Genomic DNA, 22,427 nt, shown 5'->3' on the forward strand with positions numbered 1-22,427 from the left:
GTCGTGCTCAGCGGAAGCGCGCCGCGGCGTCGTACGGTCCGCGGGCGCCGGGTCGGCCGACCGTCAGGTACAGCCCGTCCGCGCGCTCCATGGCCTCCCGGGCGCCGGCCTCGTCGCCGGCCTCGGCGCGCAGCTCGCCGAGGATGCGCAGGGCGTGCGCCAGGCAGCCGGAGTCCTCGATCTGGTCGAACAACGCCACGCTGCGCTCCGCCTCGGACACCGCACGCGGCATCCGTCCCAGCCGGGCCAGGGTGCGGGCGCGGCCCCGCAGGGCCAGCCCGAGGCGGTGCGGGTCGTCGGCCCGGGTGGCGTCGCTCACCGCGAGGTCGTAGAGCTCCAGCGCCTCCTCGGGGCGGTCGTCGCCCAGCACCAGACCCGCCCGGGCCGAGCGCGCGGAGGCCCGGATGCGCAGCACCCCGCACCGCCCGGCCTCCCGGGCGTGGGCGTGCGCCTCGGCCCGGCGGTGCGTCTCGCGGGTGGCGGTGAGCAGGTTGAGGTGGGTCAGCGCGATGCCGCGCTCGTCGCCCGCCGCCTCGAAGGCGTCCAGCGCCTCCAGCAGGCGCTCCTCGGCCTGCTCGTAGCGCTGCCGGTACAGGTCGAACTGCGCCAGGCCCCGCTGCAGGCGGGCGCGGGTGACGGCGTCCACGGGCATCCCCAGCAGGTCGGGATCGTCCTCGGGACGGTCGGGGGCGCTGCCGGTGGCCGCCCCGGCGGCCTCCACCGCGGCCAGGGCGGTTCCTGCGGTGGCGCGCCACTCCTCGTGGAGCCACTCGTAGTCGAAGAAGGTCATGAGGCTGCAGGCCAGCCCCGCCGCCAGCCCGGGCAGGTCGTGCTCGGCGGCCACCTGCACGGCCGCGGCGGCGGGACGACGCTCGGTGTGCAACCACGCCCGGGCCGTTCCCAGGGCCCGCTGCGTGCCGCGGTCCAGCGGGGTCGCCGGCTCCGGCGGGGTGATCTCGGGCGCCACCAGGTCGAGGTCGTACAAGGCCGGCGGCAGCGCGTGCCGGGCGCGCTCCACCAGAGTCCACCAGGTGGCCACGAGGCGACCTGCTGCGGCCCGCACGGCCTCGGCGCCCAGGGCGTCGGCGTGCCCCTGTGCCACGGCCCGGGTAAGGGTGGGGACGCGGTAGCGGGGCTGTCCCAGGGCGTCCACGCCCTCCTCGAGCAGCAGGTGGGCGTCCACGAGGGCGTCCACCTGGTCGAACCAGTCGTCCCGGCCGGTGAGGGCCCCCACCACCCAGCCCGGGAAGGGGTCCTCCCCGGCCAGCGGCAGCAGGGCGAAGGCCTCCCGGGCGGCCGCGCCCAGGCCCTGCACCACGTTCTCCACGCCGGCGCCCAGGTCGAAGCCGTGCTCGGCCAGCTCCGGCAGCGACTGCCCGGGGGTCAGGAGCCGGTCCAGCAGCACCTCCAGGCTCCACGACGGCCGGGTACGCAGCCGACCGGCCACGAGGTTGAGGGCCAGCGGGCTGTGGCCGCAGGCGCGGGCCACCGCCGCGGCCGCCGCCTCGTGGCCCTCCGTGCGCTCCGAGCCCAGCGCCGCGTGCAGCAGCTGCACGGACTCCTCAGGGTCCAGCGGCGGGACCGGCAGGCAGGTCACCCCGGGCGACGGCGGCACCGGGTGGGTCGTGGTGGCCAGCACGGTCACCGGCCCCACGGGCAGCACCCGGTGCAGCTGGTCGGCGTCGATCAGGTCGTCCAGCACCACCAGCACACGTCGCGTCGAGAGCTCCTCGGCCAGGGCGCGACGTCGCTGCTCGTGCTCCGCCATCCCCGACCGGGTCGGCACGCCCAGCTGGGAGAGCAACTCCTCCACGACCTGCTCGGTCGAGAGGGTCTGCCCCGGGCCGTGCACCGGGACGTGCAGCACCCCATCGGGGAAGTGGGGGGCCACCTCGTGCGCCACCTGCAGCGCCAGTGCGGTCTTGCCGATGCCGGCCGGGCCGTGCACGACCACCACGCGCCGCACCATCGGCCCCAGCAGGGCGGCCGAGACCTGCTGCTGCAGCTCCTCCCGCCCCACGAAGCCCACCGGCGCCGGGGGCAGGTGCCCGGCCGCCACCGGGCGGGTGGGCGGTTGCGCGGGCTGCTCCTCGCCGCGCAGCACCGCGGTGTGCAGCGCACGCAGCGGTTCGGAGGGTTCCACGCCCAGCGTCCTGCGCAGGAAGGTCCGCGCCCGGCCGTAGGTGTCCACGGCCTCGGAGCTCTTGCCCGCCGTCACCTGCGCGCGCATCAGGGCCGCCCACGCGCTCTCCCGCAGGGGGTGCAGCTCCACCACCTGCTGCAGCTCGGCCACTGCCTGGGCGGGGTCGGTGCGGGCGGTGAGCAGCCAGTGCTCCTCGCACAGGTCCAGGTGGGCGCTGCGCAGGCGGGCGGCCAGGGCGCTCGCCCGGTTGCCGGGCACGGCATCGGGGAAGGGGTCGTCGCGCCACAGGTCCATGGCCGTGGAGAACTGGGCGTGGGCCTCCTCGGGGCGCTGGGCGGCCAAGGCCTCCCGGCCCAGGCGGACGGCCTCGCGGTAGCGGTGCAGGTCCAGGCCCACCTCGTCGGCCAGGCGGTAGCCGCGCGCCACCGTGAGCACCACCTTGCCCTCGCTCTCGGGCACGGCCCGGCGGATGCGGCCGATGCACCCCTGCACCTGGTTGGCCGCGGTGCGCGGGGGACCGTCTGGCCAGAGCGCCTCGATGATCTCGGTGGCGGAGACGTTGCGGGGCGCGGCGGCGGCCAGCAGCTCGAGGATGCGTCGCTCACGCAGGGCGAGGTCCAGCGGCCGGCCGTCGGCGGTGAAGGCCTCGAGGGGGCCGAGGACCGAGAGCTGCACGTTCCCTCCGTGGTGTCTGCCGGCAGCGCGCCGGGTGGACGCCCATCGTCGCCCACGCGGCGGGCGGACGGTACCCACCGTTTCTGTCAGGTGCATCACGGTGTCTCCCGCCGGTTCCCCGGTCGGTCGCGGGCGCGGAACGACGCGGCACACGAACGGGGTGGCCCGGGCCGCGTGCGGTCCGGGCCACCCCGGGTGGTCGAGCGTCATCGGCTCACTGCCAGGTGACGCTCACCTCGTCGCCCTGCACGAGCACCTCACCGTTCAGGTCGAACTCGACCTCGTCGGTCTTCTTCTCCCAGGTGGGGGGCTCGTCGAAGATCGCCGTGTCCTCCTCGTAGGAGTAGGTGGCCCGGCCCGAGGAGTCGGTGGTGAGCCTCAGCCCGCCCTGTCCCCAGTCGTCGCCGGCCTCGAGGTGCATCTGCGGCTGCTGGTCGATCTTCCACGACCCGTTGCGCACGTCCTCGCTGGTGTACGTGGAGAACGGGCACCCCTGGGGCTCGGCGTCGGTGCTCTTGGCGCACTCCTCGAGGTGGGCCTTCGCCTGCTTGAGCGCCTCCTCCTCCAGGGCCGGGGTGGGCTCGTAGGTGAGCTGCCCGTCGTCCTGGCCGGCGGACGACTCCTGGCCCGCCGGGCCCCAGGTGCGGACCGCCTCGCCGGAGGACTGCTGGTAGGTGCTGTTGGGCAGGGAGAAGCGGTAGGTGCCCGGCAGCACGGCGAAGCCGCTCTCCGCGCGGGCGTTCGTGGGCACCTCGCGGCCGTTGACGACCACCTTCTCCGTGCCCTCGGGGACGTAGGCGTCCACGTGACCGGTCAGGGGGGAGGCGTCCGCGATCTTCCACTTGTCGAAGAACACGAAGGACGAGCCATCGCGCTCCACCGCCACGTCCACGGACTCGGTGACGCCGTTCTGCGTGTACTTCACCGGCACCACGGCGCGGTCGTCCTCCTTCTTGACCTCACCGATCTCGAAGCCGGTGGGCCGGTTCTCCACCTCGGCGTACACCTCGTCGACCATGAGCAGGCGCTGGTCGGTGGGGATGTTGGGGTCGGCCAGGCGCATGGCGTCGCTGCCGCGCCCGTCCACGACGGCCTCCATGTACTGCTCCACCTGCTTCTCCGGGGCGAAGAAGGCGGAGTTGACCGCCTTGCTCAGCAGCGACAGGACCAGCAGGGCCAGCACGACACCGCCGAGCACCATCGCGCCGAGAGTGAGGCGGCGCTTCGTCGCCGGGTCCATGGGGGTGCCGGCCCCGGCGCCCGCACCCAGCGGTGCGGTGGACGTCGTGGTGTCCGTGGACCCCGGTGCGGTCTCGCCGTGCCACGCCGTGGCGCCGCTGTCTCCGGCGGTGGGGGTAGGGATGGCCTGGGTGGCGTCGTCCGCCACGGCGGGTGCACCGGGGGCGGGTGCAGCAAGCGTGGCGGCCGGGGTGGGGTCGTCGACGGTGGTGGAGTCCGCGGCTGCGGCCTGCCAGCGCCCCATCAGGGACGCGGGAACGTACTGCACCAGGTGGGGTGCCACGAAGCGCGACACGAGCTCCACCGCCAGACCCGCCAACGGAGCGGTGAGCAGGATCGTGGTGGTCGGCGCGATGCGCCCTGCCTCGCTCATGCCCATGAAGGACATGCCCGCGTTCACCTGGGTGAGCAGCAGCATCAGCAGCGCGCCACCGGCGAAGACGGCCGGCAGGGCCAGCCACCCGGCCGGGGAGTTGAGCGTGGTGTGGCGACGGTCGCGGACCACCCACCACCGCACGCCGGCCACGACGAGGGCCACCAGCAGCAGGAGGATCCACAGGGTGCGCACCAGGCCCGAGGCCTCGGACCAGAGGCCGGCGGTCTCGTTGCCGGCCGTGACGCTGCCGAAGTGCACCACCTGGTAGCCCCACAGCAGTACCTGGGGCCACACCGGGAAGGCGATGAGCGCCCACCCCAGGCCGTTGTCCTTGAGGACCGCGACCAGCAGCCCGAGCAGCAGGCCCACGGACACCACGGCCACGTGGACGCCGTACGTGCTGAGGGCACCGGCCCACGCCCCGCGCGGACGTACCTCGTGGCTCCGGTGGGCCAGCGAGCCCAGCACCCACCCGGCGCCGGTGAGCACGAACGCCCCGAGGAACGCGGTGAAGGACCCGGCGTGCAGGGTGAACTCACCGAGCCAGGTGTCCTCGGTGCGCAGGCCGAACAGGGCGGCCAGCGCCCAGGTCAGCGCACCGGCCACCAGGCCGGCGAGGGCCGCCTGCGTCCAGGTCTGTCCCATCGACTGGCCGGCGCGGCGCGTCCGACGGGCCCAGAAGGCGGCGCCCAGGACGAGGCCCGGGGCCACGGTGAACAGCGGCAGCCACACGTGGCCGAGGGAGTCCTCGCCGTTGGCGAGGCTCAGGGTGCCGAAGGACCCCAGGCTGACCATCTGGAAGGGCAGCGAGAGCAGGATGTCGCCGAGGTTCACGTCGGCGCCGCTGAGGTCGCTGGAGCCCGAGGGGCCGTCGTCGCCCTGGATGACCGACCCGATGAACATCACGAGCATGGTCACCACGGAGGCGGCCAGGGCCGCGCCGTACGCGACCAGGCCACCCAGGGCGGCCGGCTTGAGGGTGTCAGCGTCCAGGTCGAGCGACCCGGTGCCGGTGCGGGCGGCGGCGAGCGGAGCCGTGGTGGGGGCCGACGGCGCGGGGGCGTCCGCCACCCCCTCGACGGTGGGGCCGGCCTCGCGGGGCGACCCGGCGGTGTGCGACGCCGTCGGCTCACCCGTGGGCGAGGTGTTTTCCTCCGCGGCCGGCGGGGTGGCCGGCTCGGGGCGGGCTGCGCCGCACTGGGCGCAGAAGTGTGATGCGGGAGCGAGCTCGCTCCCGCACTGCTGGCAGGTGGTCATGCGTGTCCTCTCGGGATGGGGGGAAGTGCGTGGCTCGTGGGTGGTGGCCCGGGGCGTCACCAGAGGTCGTAGTCCTTCTTGGCCAGGCGGAACCCGTGGCCGGACGCCTTGCGGGTGCACTCGACACCCGTGTCCTTGCTGTGGCAGGTGGTGCCCTTGAAGGTGAGGCTGTCGCCCCAGGACAGGATGCTGTAGACCTCGCCCTTGATGACCTTGGTCTTGCCGACGGGCAGGACGTCCACCCACTCGCCACCGTCGTTGGTGCGACCGTGCCCGAGGGCGTGGCCGCCGCAGTTCCACGTGGGGCGGTCGTTCCCGGACACGGAGAGCTCGCCGACGCAGTCCGGCTCCTGGGCCGCGCTGTACTCGGTGACGTCGATCTCGCAGCTCACGCCCTCGGCCGTGATGTCGCAACCGACGTTCTCCGACTCCATGAGGAACGAGACGCGCTCGTACCCGGCCAGCGGGTCCTCCGCAGTGGGGCTGCTCGGGGCGGGGGACTTCGGCGCGCTCGAGGACGTCGGGGAGGACGAGGTGGCCGAGCTGGCCGGGGCCGAGGAGGGGGAGGCGCCCTGGTCACCGGCGGGTCCGGAGTCCGTGGGGGAGGCCGTGACCGACCCCGGGGACGTGGCGGCTGGCTCGTCGGTGGGGCTCTCCTGGGCCGAGGTGGTGGGCGCGCTGGACGCCGGGGCCCCGTCGTCCTCCGAGGCCGGGGCCTCCGGGGTGGTCTCGGACGGGCTCTTGGCCGGGGCGGTCTCCACCTTGGGAGGTGCATCCGGCAGGTCACCGGCCTGCTCGTCGCCGCCCGAGCAGGCGGCGAGGGTGGTGAGCGCCAGGGCGAGGGTCAGGTGGCGGGCAGCAGTGCGCACGAGAACTCCTGGGGTGAGGGGATGGTCCCGCGCATGATGACAGTCGCATGGCACCGCTCATGGCGGAATGGCGGGGATTTCCGGGCGCTGCGGGTGCGTGACAGGTGAATGACAGCGAAGGGACAGGACGAGGGGTCCGTGCGGGCCCAGAGGCGCCTCAGCGGTACCCGGCCGCCACGTCGAACGGGCCCCGCGTCCCGGGCCGGCCGACGGCCAGGTACAGCGCATCGGCGCGGCGGTGCGCGGCATCCGCCCCGGCGGTGTTCCCGGTCTCACCCCGCAGCCGGGCCAGCACCCGCAGGGCGTGGGCGAGGCAGCCCTCGTCCCCCAGCCGGTCGAACAGCCCGGCGCTTCGCTCCGCCTCGGCCAGCGCGGCCGGGGTGCGCCCCAGCGCGTGCAGCACCGTGCTGCGCCCCCGCAGCGCCTGGGCCAGCCGGTGGTCGTCGCCCACCTCGGTGGCATCGGCCACGGAGCGGTCGTACAGCGTGAGGGCCTCCTCGTGCTGGCCGGCCCGGTGCAGCAGCCCGCCCCACACCGAGAGCGCCACCGCCCGCACGTGCAGCGAGCTGGCGCCGGCGGCCTGCTGCACGTGCTCCAGCGCCTCCTGCGGGTGGTGCGTCTCGCGCAGCGCCACGGCCAGGGCCAGGTGCGCCAGGGCGCAGCCGTCCGCCACCCCCGCCCTCTCGAAGAGGTCCAGTGCCTGACGGGCCCGCTGCTGCGTGGCCTCGTAACGTCCCCGGTAGGCGTGCAGCTGCGCCGAGGTGATGAGCATCCTGGCCTGCGCCATCTCGAGGCCGGGGCCGTCGCCCTCCTCGAGCGCCTCCAGGCTGCGGTCCACCACCTGCTCCCACTCGTCGTGCATCCAGCGGTAGTCGAAGAAGGGCTCCAGGGCTGTGGTGAGGCGTGCCGCCAGTTCGGGCCAGCCGTGGTCGGCGGCGCAGTGCACCGCGGCCATGGCGCTGCGGTGCTCGCAGTGCAACCACTCCCGGCCCGAGCGCAGCGCACGCTGGGCCCCGGCGTCCAGCTCGGTCTCCGGGGCCGGCACGTCCACCGCGGGCAGGGCCACGCCCGGGTGGTGCAGGGTGAGCGGCACCGCCACCACCGCCGAGTCCACCGCCCACCACCAGGTGCGCGCCAGACGGCCTGCCGCCTCCCGCAGGAGGGCGGGGTCCACGTCCTCGGCGCGCTCGCGGGAGACCGCCGCGGTGAGCGGCGGGACCACGAAGCGGGGCTGCCCCAGCCCGTCCACCCCCTGGTCGTGGAGCAGGTCGCGCTCCACCAGCTGGTCCAGGAGGTCGAACCACTCGCACCGGCCCGCCAGTGCGCCGACCGCCCACCCGGGGAAGGACTCCTCGCCCAGCAGGTGCAGCAGCGGCAGCAGGTCGGCGGCCTCGGGGGGCAGGTCCGCGGCCGCGGCCGCCACGTCCGCTGCCGGGTCCACCCCGCGCACGGACAGCTCCGGCAGGGGCTGGCCCACCGTGGTCACCCGGTCCAGCAGCACCTCCAGTCCCCAGCCGGTGTGGGAGCGCATGTGCTGGGTGGCCACCCGCAGCGCCAGCGGGTTGTGGCGGCAGGCCCGGGCCACGGCGAGGGCCAGCCGCTCCTGGCCGTCCACCCGCTCGGCCCCCAGCAGCCCGCGCAGCAGGTCCAGCGACTCCTCGCGGGTCAGCGGGGGCACCCGGCGCACGAGGGCGTCGTCCAGCTCCGGGAGTGGGCGCAGGCTGGTCACCACGGCGTGCACCGGCCCGTCGGGCAGCACCCGGCGCACCTGCCCGGCATCGCGCAGGTCGTCCAGCACGAGCAGCACGCGGCGGCCGGTCAGGCGCCGGCCCAGCGCGGTGCGCAGTGCTGCTTCGTCCTCGGGGAGCTCCGCCCGCTCGGCACCGGTCTGGGTGAGCAGCTCGGCGAGCACCCAGCGGGCGCTGCGGGCCTCCTCGGCCTGGCCGCGCGCCGAGACGTACAGCACGCCGTCGCGGAAGGTGTCCGCGAGCGTGCCGGCCACCCGTACCGCGAGCGACGTGCGGCCGATGCCCCGGGGGCCGTGCAGTGCCACCACCCGGCGTTCCCCGTCGGCCACGAGGTGGGCCCGCATCGCGTCCTGCAGCGCGGCGCGGCCCACGAACAGCTCCGCCGTGGGCGGCAGGTTGCTGCAGGTGCCGGCGGGCTCGGCCCAGAGCGACCCTGCGTCCTCGCCCCGCAGGATGCGGGTGTGGAGGGTCTGCAGGGTCTCCGAGGGCACGGTGCCCAGTGCGTCGCGCAGCGTGGTGCGCAGCCGGGCGAAGACCCCCAGGGCCTCGGCGGTCTTGCCCGACCGGGCCAGGGCGCACATCAGCTCGCCCCAGGCGCTCTCGCGCAGCGGGCTGAGCGTCACCATCCGCTCGAGCTCGGCGACGGCGCGCTCCGGCTCGGTGCGGGAGGTGAGCGACCAGCGCAGCTCGCACAGGTCGAGGTGCTCGGCGCGCAGCTGCGCCGAGAGGCCCGACGCGCGCGTGCCGGCCAGCGAGTCGGGGAAGGGGCGGCTGCGCCAGGTGCCCATGGCGGCGGCCAGGTGGGTGATGGCCTGCTCGGTGAGGCCGGCCGCAGCGGCTTCGCGCCCCGCCCGGGCCAGCTCGCGGTAGCGGCGGAGGTCCAGGTCCACCGAGGGGGAGAGGCGGTAGCCGCGCGAGGTGGTGTCCACCATCGGGACCCCTGCGCCGCCGGCCGCGCGCCGGATGCGGCCGACGCACCCCTGCACCTGGTTGCGGGCCGTCCCCGGGGGGTCCTGCGGCCAGAGGGCGGCGATGATCTCCTCGGTGGGCACCTGGTGGGGGGCCGCGGCCGCGAGCAGCTCGAGGATGCGCACCTCCCGCAGGGCGAGCGAGACCTCCCGGTCGTCCTCGCCCACCACCTCGAGGGGGCCGAGCACGGACAGCTGCATGCCGGGTTCCTCCATCGGTCGGTCGTCGGGTGGTGGGCGGGTGGGGTCCGTCACGGCCGGTCGGGGGCCGGGCGGGGCCTGCATCAGGGATGCTGGCAGAGATTGCTCCACAATCCGCGGCAGGGCCATGCGACGGTGGGTGGATCAGCGGGGTGCGACAGCGATATGACAGGGGGGGGCCGGGGGACGCGGCGCGGCCGGGTAGGCTGTCCGTCATCTGGCCCGCCCTGTCTTGCCGCGGGCCCTTTGGCGATGACGTCCGGCCCCCGGCCGACGCACCTGCCGCGTCGTTCCCCGGCCCTGCGAGAGGGCCCCGCTGAGCCCGGCCCCGTGCCGGCCCCGCCCGGAGCCGCGTGCTGCGCGAGACGCCGCCTGCCCCTCGACCGGGGCCTGCGTGACCTTCCAGCGAGAATCGACGGTGCCCCGTGCCCCACTCCTCCGTGTCCTCCTCCGCGACCCGCCCTGTGGCCGCGCCCACCTCGTTCGACGCCCTCGGGCTACCCGCCTCCCTCGTGGCCGTGCTGGCCGAGGCCGGCATCACCACCCCCAGCCCCATCCAGGCCGCCACCCTGCCGGACTCCCTGGCCGGCCGTGACGTGCTCGGCCGCGGCCGCACCGGGTCGGGCAAGACGCTGGCGTTCGGGCTGCCGCTGGTGGCGCGCCTGGCCGCCGACCGCCGCCGCCCCGCCCCGGGCCGTCCCCGGGCGCTGGTGCTGGCCCCCACCCGGGAGCTCGCCAGCCAGATCGAGCGCGCCATCAGGCCGCTGGCCGACGCCGAGCGCCTGACCACCACCGTCGTCTTCGGTGGCGTGGGGCAGAACCCGCAGGTGACCGCGCTGCGCAAGGGCGTGGACGTGCTCATCGCCTGCCCCGGCCGCCTGGAGGACCTCATCGGCCAGGGGCACTGCGACCTGCGCGACGCCGGCATCGCGGTGCTCGACGAGGCCGACCACATGGCCGACCTGGGGTTCCTGCCCGGCGTGAAGCGCCTGCTGGCCGCCACCCCGCGCGACGGTCAGAAGCTGCTGTTCAGCGCCACGCTCGACGGCGGCATCAAGGTGATCGCCGACCGCTTCCTGAGCCAGCCGGTGACGCACGAGGCCGACTCCGCTCAGTCGCCCGTGGCCACGATGACCCACCACGTGCTGGAGGTGGCCAAGGACGACAAGCTGCCCGTGCTGCGCGAGCTGGCCGCGGCACCCGGCCGCACCGTGGTGTTCACCCGTACCAAGTACGGGGCCAAGAAGCTGGCCAAGCAGCTCACCGCCAACGGGGTGCCGAGCGTGGACCTGCACGGCAACCTCTCGCAGAACGCCCGCCAGCGGAACCTGGCCGCGTTCACCGAGGGCGTCGCCTCCACCCTCGTGGCCACCGACATCGCGGCGCGCGGCATCCACGTGGACGACATCGCCCTGGTGGTGCACGCCGACCCGCCCGCCGAGCACAAGGCGTACCTGCACCGCTCCGGGCGCACCGCCCGCGCCGGCGCCGAGGGCACCGTGGTGACGCTGATGCTGCCGGACCAGCGCGACGAGGTGCGCTCGCTGATGCGGGCCGCGAGGATCCGGCCGGTGACGCAGACCGCGGCCGTGCCCGGGGCGCCGGTGCTGCAGGAGGTGGTGCCCGGGGAGCGGGAGTACCGCGACGCCGCCGAGCTGGTGGCCGCGACGACGCCGCCGGCGCAGGGACGTGGCGGCTCGGGCGGCAGCTCGGGGTCCGGGTCCGGTGTGGGCTCGGGTGGCGGCCGGGGCCGTCGCCGTGGCGGGCGCGGCGCGGGTGGTGCCGGTGCCGACGCGGCCGGTGGCCGAGGGGGCGCCGGTCGCGGCCAGCGCCGGGCTGGTGGTGGCGGCCGGGGTGGCAGCCGTGGCCAGCGCTCCGCCCGCCGTGAGGGCGGCCCGGTGCGCTACACCTCGGAGTCCTCGGCCCGCGGCGAGCGGGCACCCCGGGAGCGCCGCCACATCGAGTCGGCCCGCCCGGCCCGCGGCGAGGGCGGACCCGGTGGTCGTGGTGAGGGTGCCCACCCGGCGCGTGGTGAGGGTGCGCGTGGCAGCCAGGGAGGCCGAGGCGGCCGCACCTGCGGCGGCTCCGGTGCGAGCCGCGGCCAGCGTCCGGCCCGAGGTGACGGCGGCCGGGGCGGCAGCCGTGGCCAGCGCTCCGGTGGCGGTCGCGCGCAGGGCCCCCGCCGTGCCCGCGGCTGACCTCGTCACGTCGTGCGCGAGACACCAGTGCCTCGGCGTGACCGCGTGACCGCCTGACACGCGAAACCTCGCACCGCACGGGAAAGGTGCTGGCCACACGGGGAACTTCCCGTGCGGCCAGCACCTTTTCCGTGCCCGGTGGGGTTTCCCGTGCGGCACGGCCCGTCCGGTCACGCTGTCCCGTGCGGCACCACCCCTCCGGCCCCACTCACCGTGCCCGCACCGTCCGGCGGGCGTCCTCGACCAGTCGCCGCACGGCCTCGGGGTGCCCCAGATGGTCCCAGCCGACGTGCACCGGCTCGAACCCCAGGTCGCGGATCGCCAGGTCGCGACGTTTGTCCTCCGCCGGCGTGCGGCCGTAGCGCTCGTACTTCTCCATCCCGTCGAACTCGATGGCCACGGCCTCGTCCTCGAGGGCGAAGTCCACGCGCGCCACGAGCCGTCCCACCGCATCGCGCAGCTCCACCTGGGATCGCACCCGGTAGCCGAGTCGCCACAGCAGCAACCGGGCGCGGGTCTCGCCGACTGACTCGCACGCCGGGTCCACCAACCCCGCGGCGGTGCGCAGGAGGGGCGCCACGCGATGGCCCCGGCGGGAGGCCAGCACCGCGTGCACCTCCTCCATCGACGTGGTGCCGGGTGGCCGCCCGCGCCCCCACAGCCACTCGCCCTCCCACAGCCGGGAGGGGTCCCAGGGGATCTCCCCGGCGACCATGCGCTCGTGCTGGAGCCGCCGGTGGAGCGCCGCGTCGAGGACGGCCACCGCGGCATCGCAGCCGTGCAGGGACGCCACCCCGGCGGCGGCCTCTGCGGCCGTCGCCACCGGGCACCCGCTGATCTCCTCCGGGGGACGGTGCAGGCGCCCGCCGTGGAGGACGGCGCCGGACCGTGCCCGCGAGACCCCGTGCCGGGTGCGGGTGCCGTGGACCAGTCCCACCCGGCCGAGGACAGGCAGCTGCAGCAGGAGAGCAGCCGAGTCGTGGCTCACCGCCGTGCCCTCGGGCCAGGTGCGGCCGACGGCGAGGGCCCGCAGGGCATGGGCCCGGTGTGGTCGCGCGCCGTGGAGGAGCGCCCCCTCGACGTACGCACCCCGCCCCACTCGCACGAGGGTGCGCCGGGCCACCAGGCGACGCACCTGGGCCGGGGTGGCTCCCAGCATCGCCAGGTCCGATGTCGTTGCAGTGCCGCCGTGCCGGGCCAGCACGGTGTCCAGGCCCGGGAGGGAAGCGGCGTGCGATGGCGCACCGGTGGGTGAGGTCATGGCGGGCAGGGTGCCGGCTGCGGACCCGTGCCCGCGGGGTGGTCGGACAGGGGCTGGGGATGGTGGGAGGGGCGGGCTGCCGGCACCGCGCTCGTCCACAGGGGCCGGGTGGGCGCGGGACACGGGAAAGCTCACGCGGCACGGGGAAGGTGCTGGCCGCACGGGGAACTTCCCGTGCTGCCAGCACCATTCGCGTGCGGCGAGGGGCGCCCCGGCATGGGGATCGAGAGCGGGTGCGCCCCCGCGCCCCCGCGCCCCGGCGCGCGGCTCAGCCGTCCAGCGCCGCCAGCATCTTGCCCGGGTTGAGGATGCCGAGCGGGTCCAGCGCCTGCTTGACCGCGCGGTGCATGGCCTGCGTGGCCGGGTCCAGCTCGCGGGCCAGCCACTCACGCTTGAGGTAGCCCACCCCGTGCTCGCCGGTGATGGTGCCGCCGAGCGCCAGCCCCAGCTCCATGAGCTGCTCGAACGCCCGCTCCGCCCGGGCCACCTCGGCGGGGTCGCCGGCATCGAAGAAGACGGCCGGGTGCAGGTTGCCGTCGCCCGCGTGGGCCACCACGGCCACGGTCGCGCCGGACTCCGCCCGCACCTCGGCCAGCCGCTCGAAGAACTCGGCCATCCGCGCCCGCGGCAGGCAGATGTCGTCCAGCAGCTGCCCGCCGCCGTGCGCCATCGCGTACTTCTCGTAGGCCGGCTGGGCCAGGCGGCGCGTGGCCACCATGGCCTCGCTGTCGGCCGGGTCGTCGGTGAAGCCCACGTCCAGCGCGCCGGCCTCCTCGGCGATCCGGGCGAACTCCTCCACCTCCCGCTGGGCCGATGCGGGGTCGCCCGACCCGTCGGACTGCACCAGCAGCATCGCGCCGGCCCCGGCGTCCAGGCCGAAGTCGCCGTAGTCGTTGAGCATGCCCAGGGTGGCGCCGTCGAGCATCTCCACCATGCTGGGCCGTGCGCCGGTGGCCATGAACTCGGCCACCACGCCGGCGGCCACGGCCTCGGAGGGGAAGGTGGCCACCGCCGTGAGCGGCGGCGCCAGCTGCGGCACGAGGCGCAGGGTCACCTCCACCACCACGCCGAGCGTCCCCTCGGAGCCGATGAACAGCCCGCGCAGGTCCAGGCCGGCCACGCCCTTGGCGGTGCGCGGTCCCAGGGTGGCAAGGGACCCGTCGGCCAGCACCACCTTGAGCTGGCGCACGTAGTCGCGGGTGACGCCGTACTTGACGCAGCACAGCCCGCCGGCGTTGGTGGCCACGTTGCCGCCGATGCTGCTGATGGCCACCGAGCCGGGGTCCGGCGGGTAGGCCAGGCCGTGCTCGCGGAGGTGGTCCTTGAGGGCCTGGTTGATGACGCCGGGCTGCACGGTGGCGGTCTGCTCGGCGGCGTCCACCTCCAGGATGCGGTCCATGCCGGCCAGGTTGAGCAGGATGCAGCCGGGCACCGCGTTGGCCCCGCCGCTGATGCCGGTGCGCGCGCCCTGCGGCACCACCGGCACGTGGTGGGCGTGGGCGAAGCGCAGGGTGGCCTGGACGTCCTCGGTGGAGCGGGCGCGCACCAGCGCCACGGCGCCCTCGGCGGGGCAGAACAGGGCGGTGTCGGCCGAGTGGGCGGCCACCACGTCGGCGTCGAGGGCGAGCGCGCCGTCCGAGAGGGCCGGGGCCAGCTCGGACTGCAGCAGGGCGGTCAGTGCGGCGGCGTCGGGGGCGGGCTGGGTGGCGGTGGTCGGGTCGGTCATCGGGCGGCCTCCGGGGTGGGGGTGTCGAGGACGGTCTCGGGCGTGGTGGGGGCGGTCTGGTGGTGACCGGCGGCCTGCCCCGCGTCGGGGGCCGGCGACGCCTTGAGCGCCAGCACGGTGGCCGCGGCGGCCAGCATGACGCCGCCCACCACCCACATGCTCGCGTTCTGGGTGCCGGTCAGGTCGGCCAACCACCCGGTGACATACGGGGCGGCGAACCCGCTGGCGTTGCCCACGGAGTTGATGAGGGCGATGCCGCCGGCGGCCGCCGCGCCGGAGAGGAAGTGCGTGGGCAGGGGCCAGAAGTTGGGCAGCGCGGCGCAGATGCACATGCACACCACGGTCACGGCCGCCATCGCGGTGAACGGCGAGTTCAGGTACAGGGCGGCGGGGATCACCACGCCGCCCAGCAGCAGGGGTAGCACGAGGTGCCACACGCGCTCGCCGGTGCGGTCGGCGTGCCGGGCCCAGAGCACCATCGCCACGGCGGCGAAGGCGAACGGGATGGCCGTGATGAGCCCGATCTGCATGACCGAGTACTTCACCCCGAAGGTCTGCTGGAACCCGGCGATGATGGTGGGCAGGAAGAAGTTCATGGCGTACAGGCCGTAGGTGGTGCCGAAGTAGACGAAGGCCAGGGCCCAGACGCGGCCGTCGAGCAGGGTGCGGCGCAGCGGGTAGTGGAAGCGCTCGCCGGTGGTGGCCTGCTCGCGGGCCATCTCGGCGGCCAGCCAGTCGCGCTCCTCGGGCTCCAGCCACTGCGCCTGCTCGGGGCGGTCGGTGAGCAGGAACCAGCACACGACGCCGAGCAGCACGGCCGGCACGCCCTCCATGAGGTACATGAAACGCCACCCGGAGAGGCCGGCGATGCCGTCGCCCGTGCTGACCAGGAAGGCCGACAGGGGCGTGCCCACCACGGTGGACAGGGGGATGGCCAGCAGGAAGAGCGCCGTGGCGCGGGCGCGCTCGCGGGCCGGGAACCAGTAGGTCAGGTACAGGATGATGCCGGGGAAGAAGCCGGCCTCGGCCACACCCAGCAGGAAGCGCAGGACGTAGAGCCAGCCGGCGCCGGGGACGAAGGCCATGAGGCTGGCCAGGACGCCCCAGGACACGATGATGCGGGCCAGCCAGCGGCGCGCGCCGAAGCGGTGGAGCGCCAGGTTGCTGGGCACCTCGAGCAGCAGGTAGCCGGCGAAGAAGATGCCGGAGGCCAGGCCGAACATGGTGGCGGTCAGGCCCAGCTCGGCGTTCATGCCGTTGGGGCCGGCGAAGCCGATGTTGGTGCGGTCGAGGTAGTTGACGAAGTACAGCGCGATGAGGAACGGGATGAGGCGCAGGGTGACCTTGCGCAGGGTGCGCCGTTCCAGGGCGGAGGGGACCGGCGGTGCGTCCGAGGGGTTCATGGGGGCTCCCGGTGTGTGCGCGGGGCGGGCTGAGGTGGCCTGAACGCTAGGAGTGTGTGCGCCGGCGCACAATGGTGAGATGCAACGTCGTGAGACCGAGTCGGTGGAGGATCCCTCCACCCCGCCGGTGAGTCCGGATCCGCACCGGGACGAGGGGGCGGCCGACGAGGCCGTGCCCGGCGGCGAGGGCTGGCTGTCCCTGCTCCTGCGCGACGCCTCGGTGGCCGAGCTCATGGCCCACGGGCGCGGTCTGGGGCCGCAGGGGGCCGCGCAGACCGTGCAGGCGCTGGAGGTCAGCGCCCGCCTGCAGCAGCGGGCCCGGCGGGCCGGTGAGCTCGGTGCGCTGAGCGACATCGCGGGCCGGCTCTCGAGCATGCGCTCGCCGCAGGACCTGCTGCCGCAGGTGGTGGCGCACGCCCGGCAGCTGCTCCGGGTGGACCTGGCCTACCTGGCCCTGCTCCACGGGGAGGGCGACCGGGAGGTGCTCCGCATCGAGGTGAGCGACGGCAACATCACCCCCGAGCTGGTGGGTGTGGAGCTCTCCCTGGGGCACGGGGTGGCCGGGTGGGTGATCCGCCACGCCCGGCCGCGGTGGAGCGCCGACTACCAGCACGATGCCGGCTTCACCCACTCCGAGACGGCGGACGCCGCCGCCCGTGCCGAGAACATGCACTCCGTGCTCGGGGCGCCGCTGCTGGTGCGGGGCCGGGCGGTCGGGGCCCTGTTCGCCGGGGTGCGCAGCCACCGGGACTTCCCGGAGGACGAGGTAACGCTGCTGTGCGCGCTGGCGCTCCACGCCGGCATCGCGTTGGACAATGCCGACCGCATGGCCCGCCTGGCCGAGGCTCGCGACGAGCTCGACCAGCGCTCGGAACGGCTGGCGCGCAGCCTCTCCTGGGACGAGCAGCTGCGCGAGGTGGTGCTGCGTGGCGGGGGCGTGGACGAGCTGCTCACGGAGGTGGGCACCGCGGTGGGCACGGCGGTGGAGCTCCTGCCGGCCGGGTCCCCCGGTGGCCCGCCCGCCGACGCCCACGCGGTGGAGGCCGCCGGGCGCCTGCTGGGCTGGCTGGTCCCGGCCACCCCGCTCTCGGAGGAGTCCGCCCGGGTGGCCCTGGAACGCGCCGCCCCCACGGTGGCGCTCACGCTGATGGCCCAGCAGGCCACGGCCCAGGCTGCGGGGCGTGCCCGCACCCTGCACCTGCTGGAGCTGCTCACCACGCGGGAGGACGAGGAGGTGGACCCGGCCGAGCTCCGGCTGGCGGGGCTCGACCCGCGGCGGCGCCACGTGGTCGTCATCGTGGACGGGCAGGGCGCGGCGGCCGAGGACCCGCCGGAGTGGCTGCGCCGGCTGCCGCGGGGCACGGCCGTGCTGGGGCACCGGCAGGACGCGGTGCTCGTGGTGCCCGCGGGCCCCGAGGCGGTGGCCGACGTGCTGCGCCCGGCCGACCTGCTGGCGTCGGTGAGCGCCCCGGTGGTGCCGGTGGACGGGCTGCGGGCGGCCTACACCGAGGCGGTGGAGACCATGAAGGCGCTGCGCTCCCTCGGCGAGACCCGGGCGGTGGTGGGGCCGCAGGACGTGGGGCTGCACCGGCTGTTGCTCGGCGACGCCGGGCGTGGCCGCCTGCGGGAGGCCTTCGAGCGGCAGCTCGGCGAGGTCCGGGCCCACGAGGCGCGCCGCGGGGTGCCGCTGCTGGGCACCATGGCGGCCTTCCTGGACTGCGGCGGCAGCCCGGGGGCCACCGCATCGGCCCTGGGGGTGCACGTGAACACCGTCTACCAGCGCCTGGCGGTCGTGGACGGGCTGATCGGCGCGGACTGGCGGCGCCCCGGCCGGGCGCTGGAGCTGCACGTCCTGCTGCGGCTCACCGAGGCGCGTGCCGCCCTCGAGGAGGGGGCGTAGGCTCCACGCGACCCGCCCCTCCCGCCCGCGCCGGGCACGCCGCCCGGTCCGCGGCGGACGCCGCGCCAGCCCCCATCGGAGCCACCCATGACCGAGCAGACCCCCGACGCCACCGAGCGCGCCACCACCGCCGAGCTGCTGCAGGACGTGGTGCACGTGCTGGGCGACCCGAGCCTCTCCCACGAGCAGGTGCTGGCCCTGGGGGACCGCCTCGGCCAGCCGGCGGTGCTCTTCCTGACGGCCATGGCCGCGCACGCCGCGCAGATCCGCGTGGCCCGCGAGCTGGTGGACCGTGGGGAGTCCCTCACCGACGAGCAGCGCGGCTGGCTGCCGGACCCGGTCGCCCTGGGCCGCGCGCTGGGCACCACCCCCGACCAGCTCGTGGTGGGCGGTGCCATCCAGGACACCTTCGGTGAGCTGACCCGCCGGATGCTGGACTCCACCGACGAGCAGGAGCGCGAGCGCGCCGGTCACCAGGCCGAGTCGCTGGCCCTGCTGGGTGCCGCGCTGGGCGGGAGGGCCGGCCAGGAGCGCCTGGCTGAGCTGGGGCGGGAGCTGGGCTTCGGGGTCGCCTTCGGCCGGCTCCACGCCTACTTCGCGATGATGGTGCGCCAGCTCGCCCGTCTCACCGGCCAGGCCTGGGAGCCGGCCGTGGAGCAGGTGTCCGCGCAGTTGCGCGCCGACGCCCGCTGACACCCCTCACGGCGCCCGGCCTCAGCCGAGGAAGCGCACGCCCTGCCCGGGGCGCACCTGCGCGGCCAGGTCGAGCGCCTCGTCGCACACGTACCCGATGACGGGGTACCCACCGGTGATGGGGTGGTCGGCCAGGAAGACCACGGGCTCGCCGCTGGGCGGCACCTGCACGGCGCCGCGGGTCATGCCCTCGCTGGCCAGCTCGCCCTCGCGCTCCCGTCGCAGCGGCTCGCCCTCCAGGCGCAGGCCCACGCGGTTGCTGTTGCGCGAGGCGGTCCACGTGCGGCCGGTGAGGTCGGCCCACCCGGCGTCGCCGAACCAGTCGTCGCGCGGTCCACGCACCAGCGGCAGGCGCACCACGTCGCCGGTGGGGGTGGGGGCGGGGGCGCAGTCCACGCCGTACAGCTCGGGGTCCTGGTCGTCGCCCACCGGCAGCTCGTCGCCCTCGGCCAGCGGGTCGGGGCCCAGCCGGGCCAGCAGGTCGGTGCTCCGCGAGCCGAGCACCGGCTCCACGTCGATGCCGCCGCGCACGGCCACGTAGGTGCGCAGCCCCGTCGCCGGGGTGCCCAGCGTGAGCCGCTGGCCGGCGCGCAGCCGGGTGGTCGACGACATCGGGGCGCCGGGGCAGGGGGCGCCGGTGACGGCCACCACGACGTCGGTGGTGGTCTCGAGCTCGAGCCCGCCGAAGGTGGTCTCCAGCACCGCCGCGCCGGGGCCGTTGCCCACCAGGCGGTTGGCCAGGGCGGCCGCGGCGCGGTCGGCCGCGCCCGAGGGGCCCACGCCGATGTCGGAGCGGCCCGGGCGGCCGAGGTCCTGCACGGTGGTCAGGGGGCCGGGGGTGATGACGCGCAGGCTCATCGGGTGACCTCCTCGAAGCGGATGCGGACGCCGGCCCGCATCGGGGCGGGCGGGGTGGCGTCGGGGTCGAACAGGACGGCGTCGGTGCGGCCGATGAGCTGCCAGCCACCGGGGGAGTCCTGCGGGTAGACGGCGGTGAACTCCCCGGCCAGGGCCACCGACCCGGCGGGCACGCGGGTGCGGGGCTCGGAGCGGCGGGGGGTGTCCCAGGCGAACTCGCGGCCCACGCAGTAGCCGAACCCGGGGGCGAACCCGGCGAAGGCCACGGTCCACTCCTCGGAGGTGTGGCGGCGCACCAGCTCGGCGGGCTCGATGCCCAGCGCGGCGGCGGCCTCGGCGAGGTCCTCGCCGTCGTAGACCACGGGGACGGTCACCACCGGGGCGTCGTCGGCGGCCGTGGCCGCGGCGTCCACACCGCGCTCGGCCAGCTGCTCGATGCCGGCGCGGAGGCCGGGCACGTCGGCGGGGGTGGCGGCCACCACGAGCACGGTGCTCGCGGCGGGCACGACGTCGGCCACGCCGGTGAGCTCCCCGGCCCCGACGGCGCGGGTGAGTGCGGTGTGCCAGGTGCGGGCGTCGTCGAGCCCGTCGAGGTCGAGCAGCAGGGCGCGGGTGCCGGAGTCGAGGAGGCGCATCAGCCCTCCCGGCCCGGGGTGGCTGCGAAGGGGGCGAGGGTCACGCCGGCCTGCTCCAGGGCGGCGCGCGCCGCGCGGGCGATCTCCACCGCGCCGGGGGTGTCGCCGTGCACGCAGATGGACCCGGGGGTGAGCACCAGCTGGCCGCCCTCGACGTCGGTGACGGCCTCGCCACGGGCCATGGCCACGCAGCGGGCGGTGATCTCGTCCACGTCGTGCAGCACCGACCCGGGCTGGGAGCGGGGGACGAGCTGGCCGGCCGGGGTGTAGGCGCGGTCGGCGAAGGCCTCGGCCACGAAGCGCAGCCCGGCGGCCTCGGCGGCCTCCTGCCAGGGGGTGCCGGGCAGCCCCAGCACGGTCAGGCCGGGGCGGAAGGCGGCCAGCGCCTCGGCGGTGGCGGCGGCCTGCGCGGGGTCCTTGGCGATGGTGTTGTACAGCGCGCCGTGCGGCTTGCAGTAGGCCACCTGCGTGCCGGCGGCGCGGGCGATGCCCTCCAGGGCGGAGACCTGGTAGAGCACGTCGGCGGTGAGGTCCTCGGGGTCCACGGCCAGGGCGCGGCGGCCGAAGCCGTGCAGGTCGCGGTAGGCCACGTGGGCGCCCACGCTCACGCCGCGCTCGGCGGCCGCGGCACAGGTGCGTCGCATGATGGTGGGGTCACCGGCGTGGAAGCCGGTGGCCACGTTGGCGCTGCTCACGACGCCCAGGAGGGCCGCGTCGTCGCCCATGGTCCAGGCGCCCAGGCCCTCTCCGAGGTCGGCGTTGAGGTCGATGGTGGCGGTCATGGGGACTCCTCCTCGTGGGTGGGGCCGGGGCGTCGGTGTGGACGCCCCGGCCCGGGGGATGGTGCGGGGTGTGTCAGCTGAACAGGGCGACGAGCTCCGGCCACTTGGCCTTCACGGTCACGTAGGCCAGCCAGACCGTGACCAGCCAGGCGACGGAGCCGATGACCAGCAGCCACTTGGGGTACACGTACCCGTGCAGCAGGTCGCGGCGGAACCAGGCCACCCAGAGCATGACGGCGATGCCCAGCGGGATGAGCACGCCGTTGAGCGTGCCGGCCAGCACCAGCAGGGTGGCCGGGGCGGCGCCCAGGCCCAGGAAGATGGCGGTGCACACCACGATGAACGCGATGGTGACGCCGTTGCGGACCCGGGTGGAGGTCCCGCTGGAGGAGGTGAGGAAGGACACCGTGGTGTACGAGCAGCCCACCACCGAGCTGATGGCGGCGGCCCAGAACACCAGGCCGAAGAGGCGTCGGCCCACGTCGCCGGCCGCGATGGTGAAGGCGTCGCCGGCCACCGAGGCGGACTGGCTCAGGTCGTGGCCGGCGGCCACCACGCCGAGGATGGCGAGGAAGAGCAGGCCGCGCAGCAGGCCCGTGACCAGGATGCCCAGCAGGGAGCTGCGGCTGATGTCCTGGACGGCCTCGATGCCGGTGTTGCCGGAGTCCACCAGGCGGTGCGCGCCGGCGTAGATGATGTAGCCGCCGATGGTGCCTCCGACCAGCGTGGTGATGACGGTGGCGTCGATCGTGCTCGGGGCCACCGTGTTCTGCAGGGCCTCGCCCACCGGGGGCTTGGACACGAACATCACGTAGGCCGTGAGGGCGATCATCAGCGCGCCGAGGAAGACCACGACGCGGTCCATGGCGGCACCGGCCCAGGCACTCAGGAAGATGCCCACGGCCAGCAGCGAGGAGATCGCCGCACCCACCGCGGGGCTCACACCGAGCAGGATGTTGAGGCCGGACCCCGAGCCGCCGACGTTGCCGACGTTGAACGCCAGGCCGCCGATGAAGATGAGGGCGCTGAGCACCCAGCCCAGACCGGGCAGGACCTCGTTGGCCAGCTCCTGGGCGCGGCGGCCGCTGATGCCGATGACGCGCCACACGTTGAGCTGCAGGGCGATGTCGATGAGGATCGACACGAGCACCGCGAAGGCGAACGCGGCGCCGAGCTTGACGGTGAACTGGCCGGTCTGGGTGATGAACCCGGGGCCGATGGCGCTGGTGGCCATGAGGAACATGGCGCCGAGCAGTGCGGTGCGGGTGGCCTTGCGGTCGCGGACGGGTGCGTCCGTGGTGCCACCGGTGCCCTCGTCGGCGAGCGTGGCGCCGCCGGAGGACTGGGGGTCGAGGGTGTTCATGGGCCGTAGCGTAGGCATTGTTGAACAATGCGTGCAGGTGGTCCGGGGCGATCGTGACCCAACCGTGACGCTCCCTTGACCGATGGGGCGCCCCCGTCGCGGCTCGTCCGTCCTCCCGCGGGGCCCGGAGGC

Annotated in this window: 14 protein-coding genes; 3 read left to right on the forward strand and 11 right to left on the reverse strand. The window is 75.4% G+C overall.

The window, feature by feature from the left end:
- Positions 1 to 7 precede the first annotated feature (7 nt).
- From CYJ76_RS04265 to CYJ76_RS04280, 4 genes are all read right to left on the reverse strand, one after another.
- Positions 8 to 2,818 (reverse strand): AfsR/SARP family transcriptional regulator, encoded by a 2,811-nt coding sequence (locus tag CYJ76_RS04265; RefSeq protein WP_180802205.1) that lies wholly within the window; start codon positions 2,816 to 2,818, stop codon positions 8 to 10.
- A 214-nt stretch (positions 2,819 to 3,032) separates the two neighbouring features.
- The gene (locus CYJ76_RS04270; protein ID WP_101849349.1) at positions 3,033 to 5,690 is read right to left on the reverse strand and encodes a zinc ribbon domain-containing protein; all 2,658 of its coding nucleotides are present in this window, start codon (positions 5,688 to 5,690) and stop codon (positions 3,033 to 3,035) included.
- A gap of 56 nt (positions 5,691 to 5,746) precedes the next feature.
- Positions 5,747 to 6,559 carry a hypothetical protein gene (locus CYJ76_RS04275; protein ID WP_101849350.1) on the reverse strand — a complete coding sequence of 271 codons (813 nt, stop codon included), beginning with the start codon at positions 6,557 to 6,559 and terminating at the stop codon, positions 5,747 to 5,749.
- A 157-nt stretch (positions 6,560 to 6,716) separates the two neighbouring features.
- A complete protein-coding gene (locus tag CYJ76_RS04280; protein ID WP_180802206.1) occupies positions 6,717 to 9,476 on the reverse strand; it encodes a BTAD domain-containing putative transcriptional regulator in 2,760 nt (919 codons plus the stop codon).
- 425 nt (positions 9,477 to 9,901) lie between these two features.
- Between CYJ76_RS04280 and CYJ76_RS04285 the strand changes: the two genes are divergently transcribed.
- Complete coding sequence (locus CYJ76_RS04285) at positions 9,902 to 11,674, forward strand: DEAD/DEAH box helicase (protein ID WP_238138145.1); 1,773 nt, start codon at positions 9,902 to 9,904, stop codon at positions 11,672 to 11,674.
- A 208-nt stretch (positions 11,675 to 11,882) separates the two neighbouring features.
- Here CYJ76_RS04285 and CYJ76_RS04290 read toward each other — a convergent pair whose 3' ends face one another.
- The 3 genes from CYJ76_RS04290 to CYJ76_RS04300 form a co-directional block, all read right to left on the reverse strand.
- Positions 11,883 to 12,935 carry a type IV toxin-antitoxin system AbiEi family antitoxin domain-containing protein gene (locus tag CYJ76_RS04290; RefSeq protein ID WP_101849352.1) on the reverse strand — a complete coding sequence of 351 codons (1,053 nt, stop codon included), beginning with the start codon at positions 12,933 to 12,935 and terminating at the stop codon, positions 11,883 to 11,885.
- Positions 12,936 to 13,203: 268 nt separating this feature from the next.
- The gene (locus tag CYJ76_RS04295) at positions 13,204 to 14,544 is read right to left on the reverse strand and encodes an FAD-binding oxidoreductase (protein WP_414467276.1); all 1,341 of its coding nucleotides are present in this window, start codon (positions 14,542 to 14,544) and stop codon (positions 13,204 to 13,206) included.
- A gap of 113 nt (positions 14,545 to 14,657) precedes the next feature.
- A complete protein-coding gene (locus CYJ76_RS04300) occupies positions 14,658 to 16,064 on the reverse strand; it encodes an MFS transporter (protein ID WP_101849354.1) in 1,407 nt (468 codons plus the stop codon).
- A 79-nt stretch (positions 16,065 to 16,143) separates the two neighbouring features.
- Between CYJ76_RS04300 and CYJ76_RS13065 the strand changes: the two genes are divergently transcribed.
- Both CYJ76_RS13065 and CYJ76_RS04310 read left to right on the forward strand, forming a co-directional pair.
- Positions 16,144 to 17,964, forward strand: coding sequence for a helix-turn-helix domain-containing protein (locus CYJ76_RS13065; protein ID WP_101849355.1), 1,821 nt, complete (start codon positions 16,144 to 16,146; stop codon positions 17,962 to 17,964).
- Between the two features lie 87 nt (positions 17,965 to 18,051).
- Complete coding sequence (locus CYJ76_RS04310) at positions 18,052 to 18,657, forward strand: hypothetical protein (protein WP_070704819.1); 606 nt, start codon at positions 18,052 to 18,054, stop codon at positions 18,655 to 18,657.
- A 21-nt stretch (positions 18,658 to 18,678) separates the two neighbouring features.
- Here the strand turns inward: CYJ76_RS04310 and CYJ76_RS13155 are convergent, their stop codons facing one another.
- The 4 genes from CYJ76_RS13155 to CYJ76_RS04330 form a co-directional block, all read right to left on the reverse strand.
- Positions 18,679 to 19,515 carry a 5-oxoprolinase subunit C family protein gene (locus tag CYJ76_RS13155; RefSeq protein WP_101849356.1) on the reverse strand — a complete coding sequence of 279 codons (837 nt, stop codon included), beginning with the start codon at positions 19,513 to 19,515 and terminating at the stop codon, positions 18,679 to 18,681.
- The gene (locus CYJ76_RS13160) at positions 19,512 to 20,150 is read right to left on the reverse strand and encodes a 5-oxoprolinase subunit B family protein (RefSeq protein WP_070704825.1); all 639 of its coding nucleotides are present in this window, start codon (positions 20,148 to 20,150) and stop codon (positions 19,512 to 19,514) included. Before CYJ76_RS13160 ends, CYJ76_RS13155 begins: the two co-directional genes overlap by 4 nt.
- Complete coding sequence (locus CYJ76_RS04325; protein WP_101849357.1) at positions 20,150 to 20,932, reverse strand: LamB/YcsF family protein; 783 nt, start codon at positions 20,930 to 20,932, stop codon at positions 20,150 to 20,152. Before CYJ76_RS04325 ends, CYJ76_RS13160 begins: the two co-directional genes overlap by 1 nt.
- 73 nt (positions 20,933 to 21,005) lie before the next feature.
- On the reverse strand, positions 21,006 to 22,295 hold the full coding sequence (locus CYJ76_RS04330; RefSeq protein ID WP_101849358.1) for an NRAMP family divalent metal transporter: 1,290 nt from the start codon (positions 22,293 to 22,295) through the stop codon (positions 21,006 to 21,008).
- Positions 22,296 to 22,427 lie beyond the last annotated feature (132 nt).

Source organism: Kytococcus schroeteri, assembly GCF_002847825.1.
Taxonomy (GTDB): domain Bacteria; phylum Actinomycetota; class Actinomycetes; order Actinomycetales; family Dermatophilaceae; genus Kytococcus; species Kytococcus schroeteri.

Bases quoted from the DNA above. Each gene is read 5' to 3' on its own strand.
- CYJ76_RS04290 (WP_101849352.1), bottom strand. From the start codon at position 12,935: ATGACCTCACCCACCGGTGCGCCATCGCACGCCGCTTCCCTCCCGGGC.
- CYJ76_RS13065 (WP_101849355.1), top strand. From the start codon at position 16,144: ATGCAACGTCGTGAGACCGAGTCGGTGGAGGATCCCTCCACCCCGCCG.
- CYJ76_RS13160 (WP_070704825.1), bottom strand. From the start codon at position 20,150: ATGCGCCTCCTCGACTCCGGCACCCGCGCCCTGCTGCTCGACCTCGAC.
- CYJ76_RS04310 (WP_070704819.1), top strand. From the start codon at position 18,052: ATGACCGAGCAGACCCCCGACGCCACCGAGCGCGCCACCACCGCCGAG.
- CYJ76_RS04270 (WP_101849349.1), bottom strand. From the start codon at position 5,690: ATGACCACCTGCCAGCAGTGCGGGAGCGAGCTCGCTCCCGCATCACAC.
- CYJ76_RS04325 (WP_101849357.1), bottom strand. From the start codon at position 20,932: ATGACCGCCACCATCGACCTCAACGCCGACCTCGGAGAGGGCCTGGGC.
- CYJ76_RS04330 (WP_101849358.1), bottom strand. From the start codon at position 22,295: ATGAACACCCTCGACCCCCAGTCCTCCGGCGGCGCCACGCTCGCCGAC.
- CYJ76_RS04300 (WP_101849354.1), bottom strand. From the start codon at position 16,064: ATGAACCCCTCGGACGCACCGCCGGTCCCCTCCGCCCTGGAACGGCGC.
- CYJ76_RS04280 (WP_180802206.1), bottom strand. From the start codon at position 9,476: ATGCAGCTGTCCGTGCTCGGCCCCCTCGAGGTGGTGGGCGAGGACGAC.
- CYJ76_RS13155 (WP_101849356.1), bottom strand. From the start codon at position 19,515: ATGAGCCTGCGCGTCATCACCCCCGGCCCCCTGACCACCGTGCAGGAC.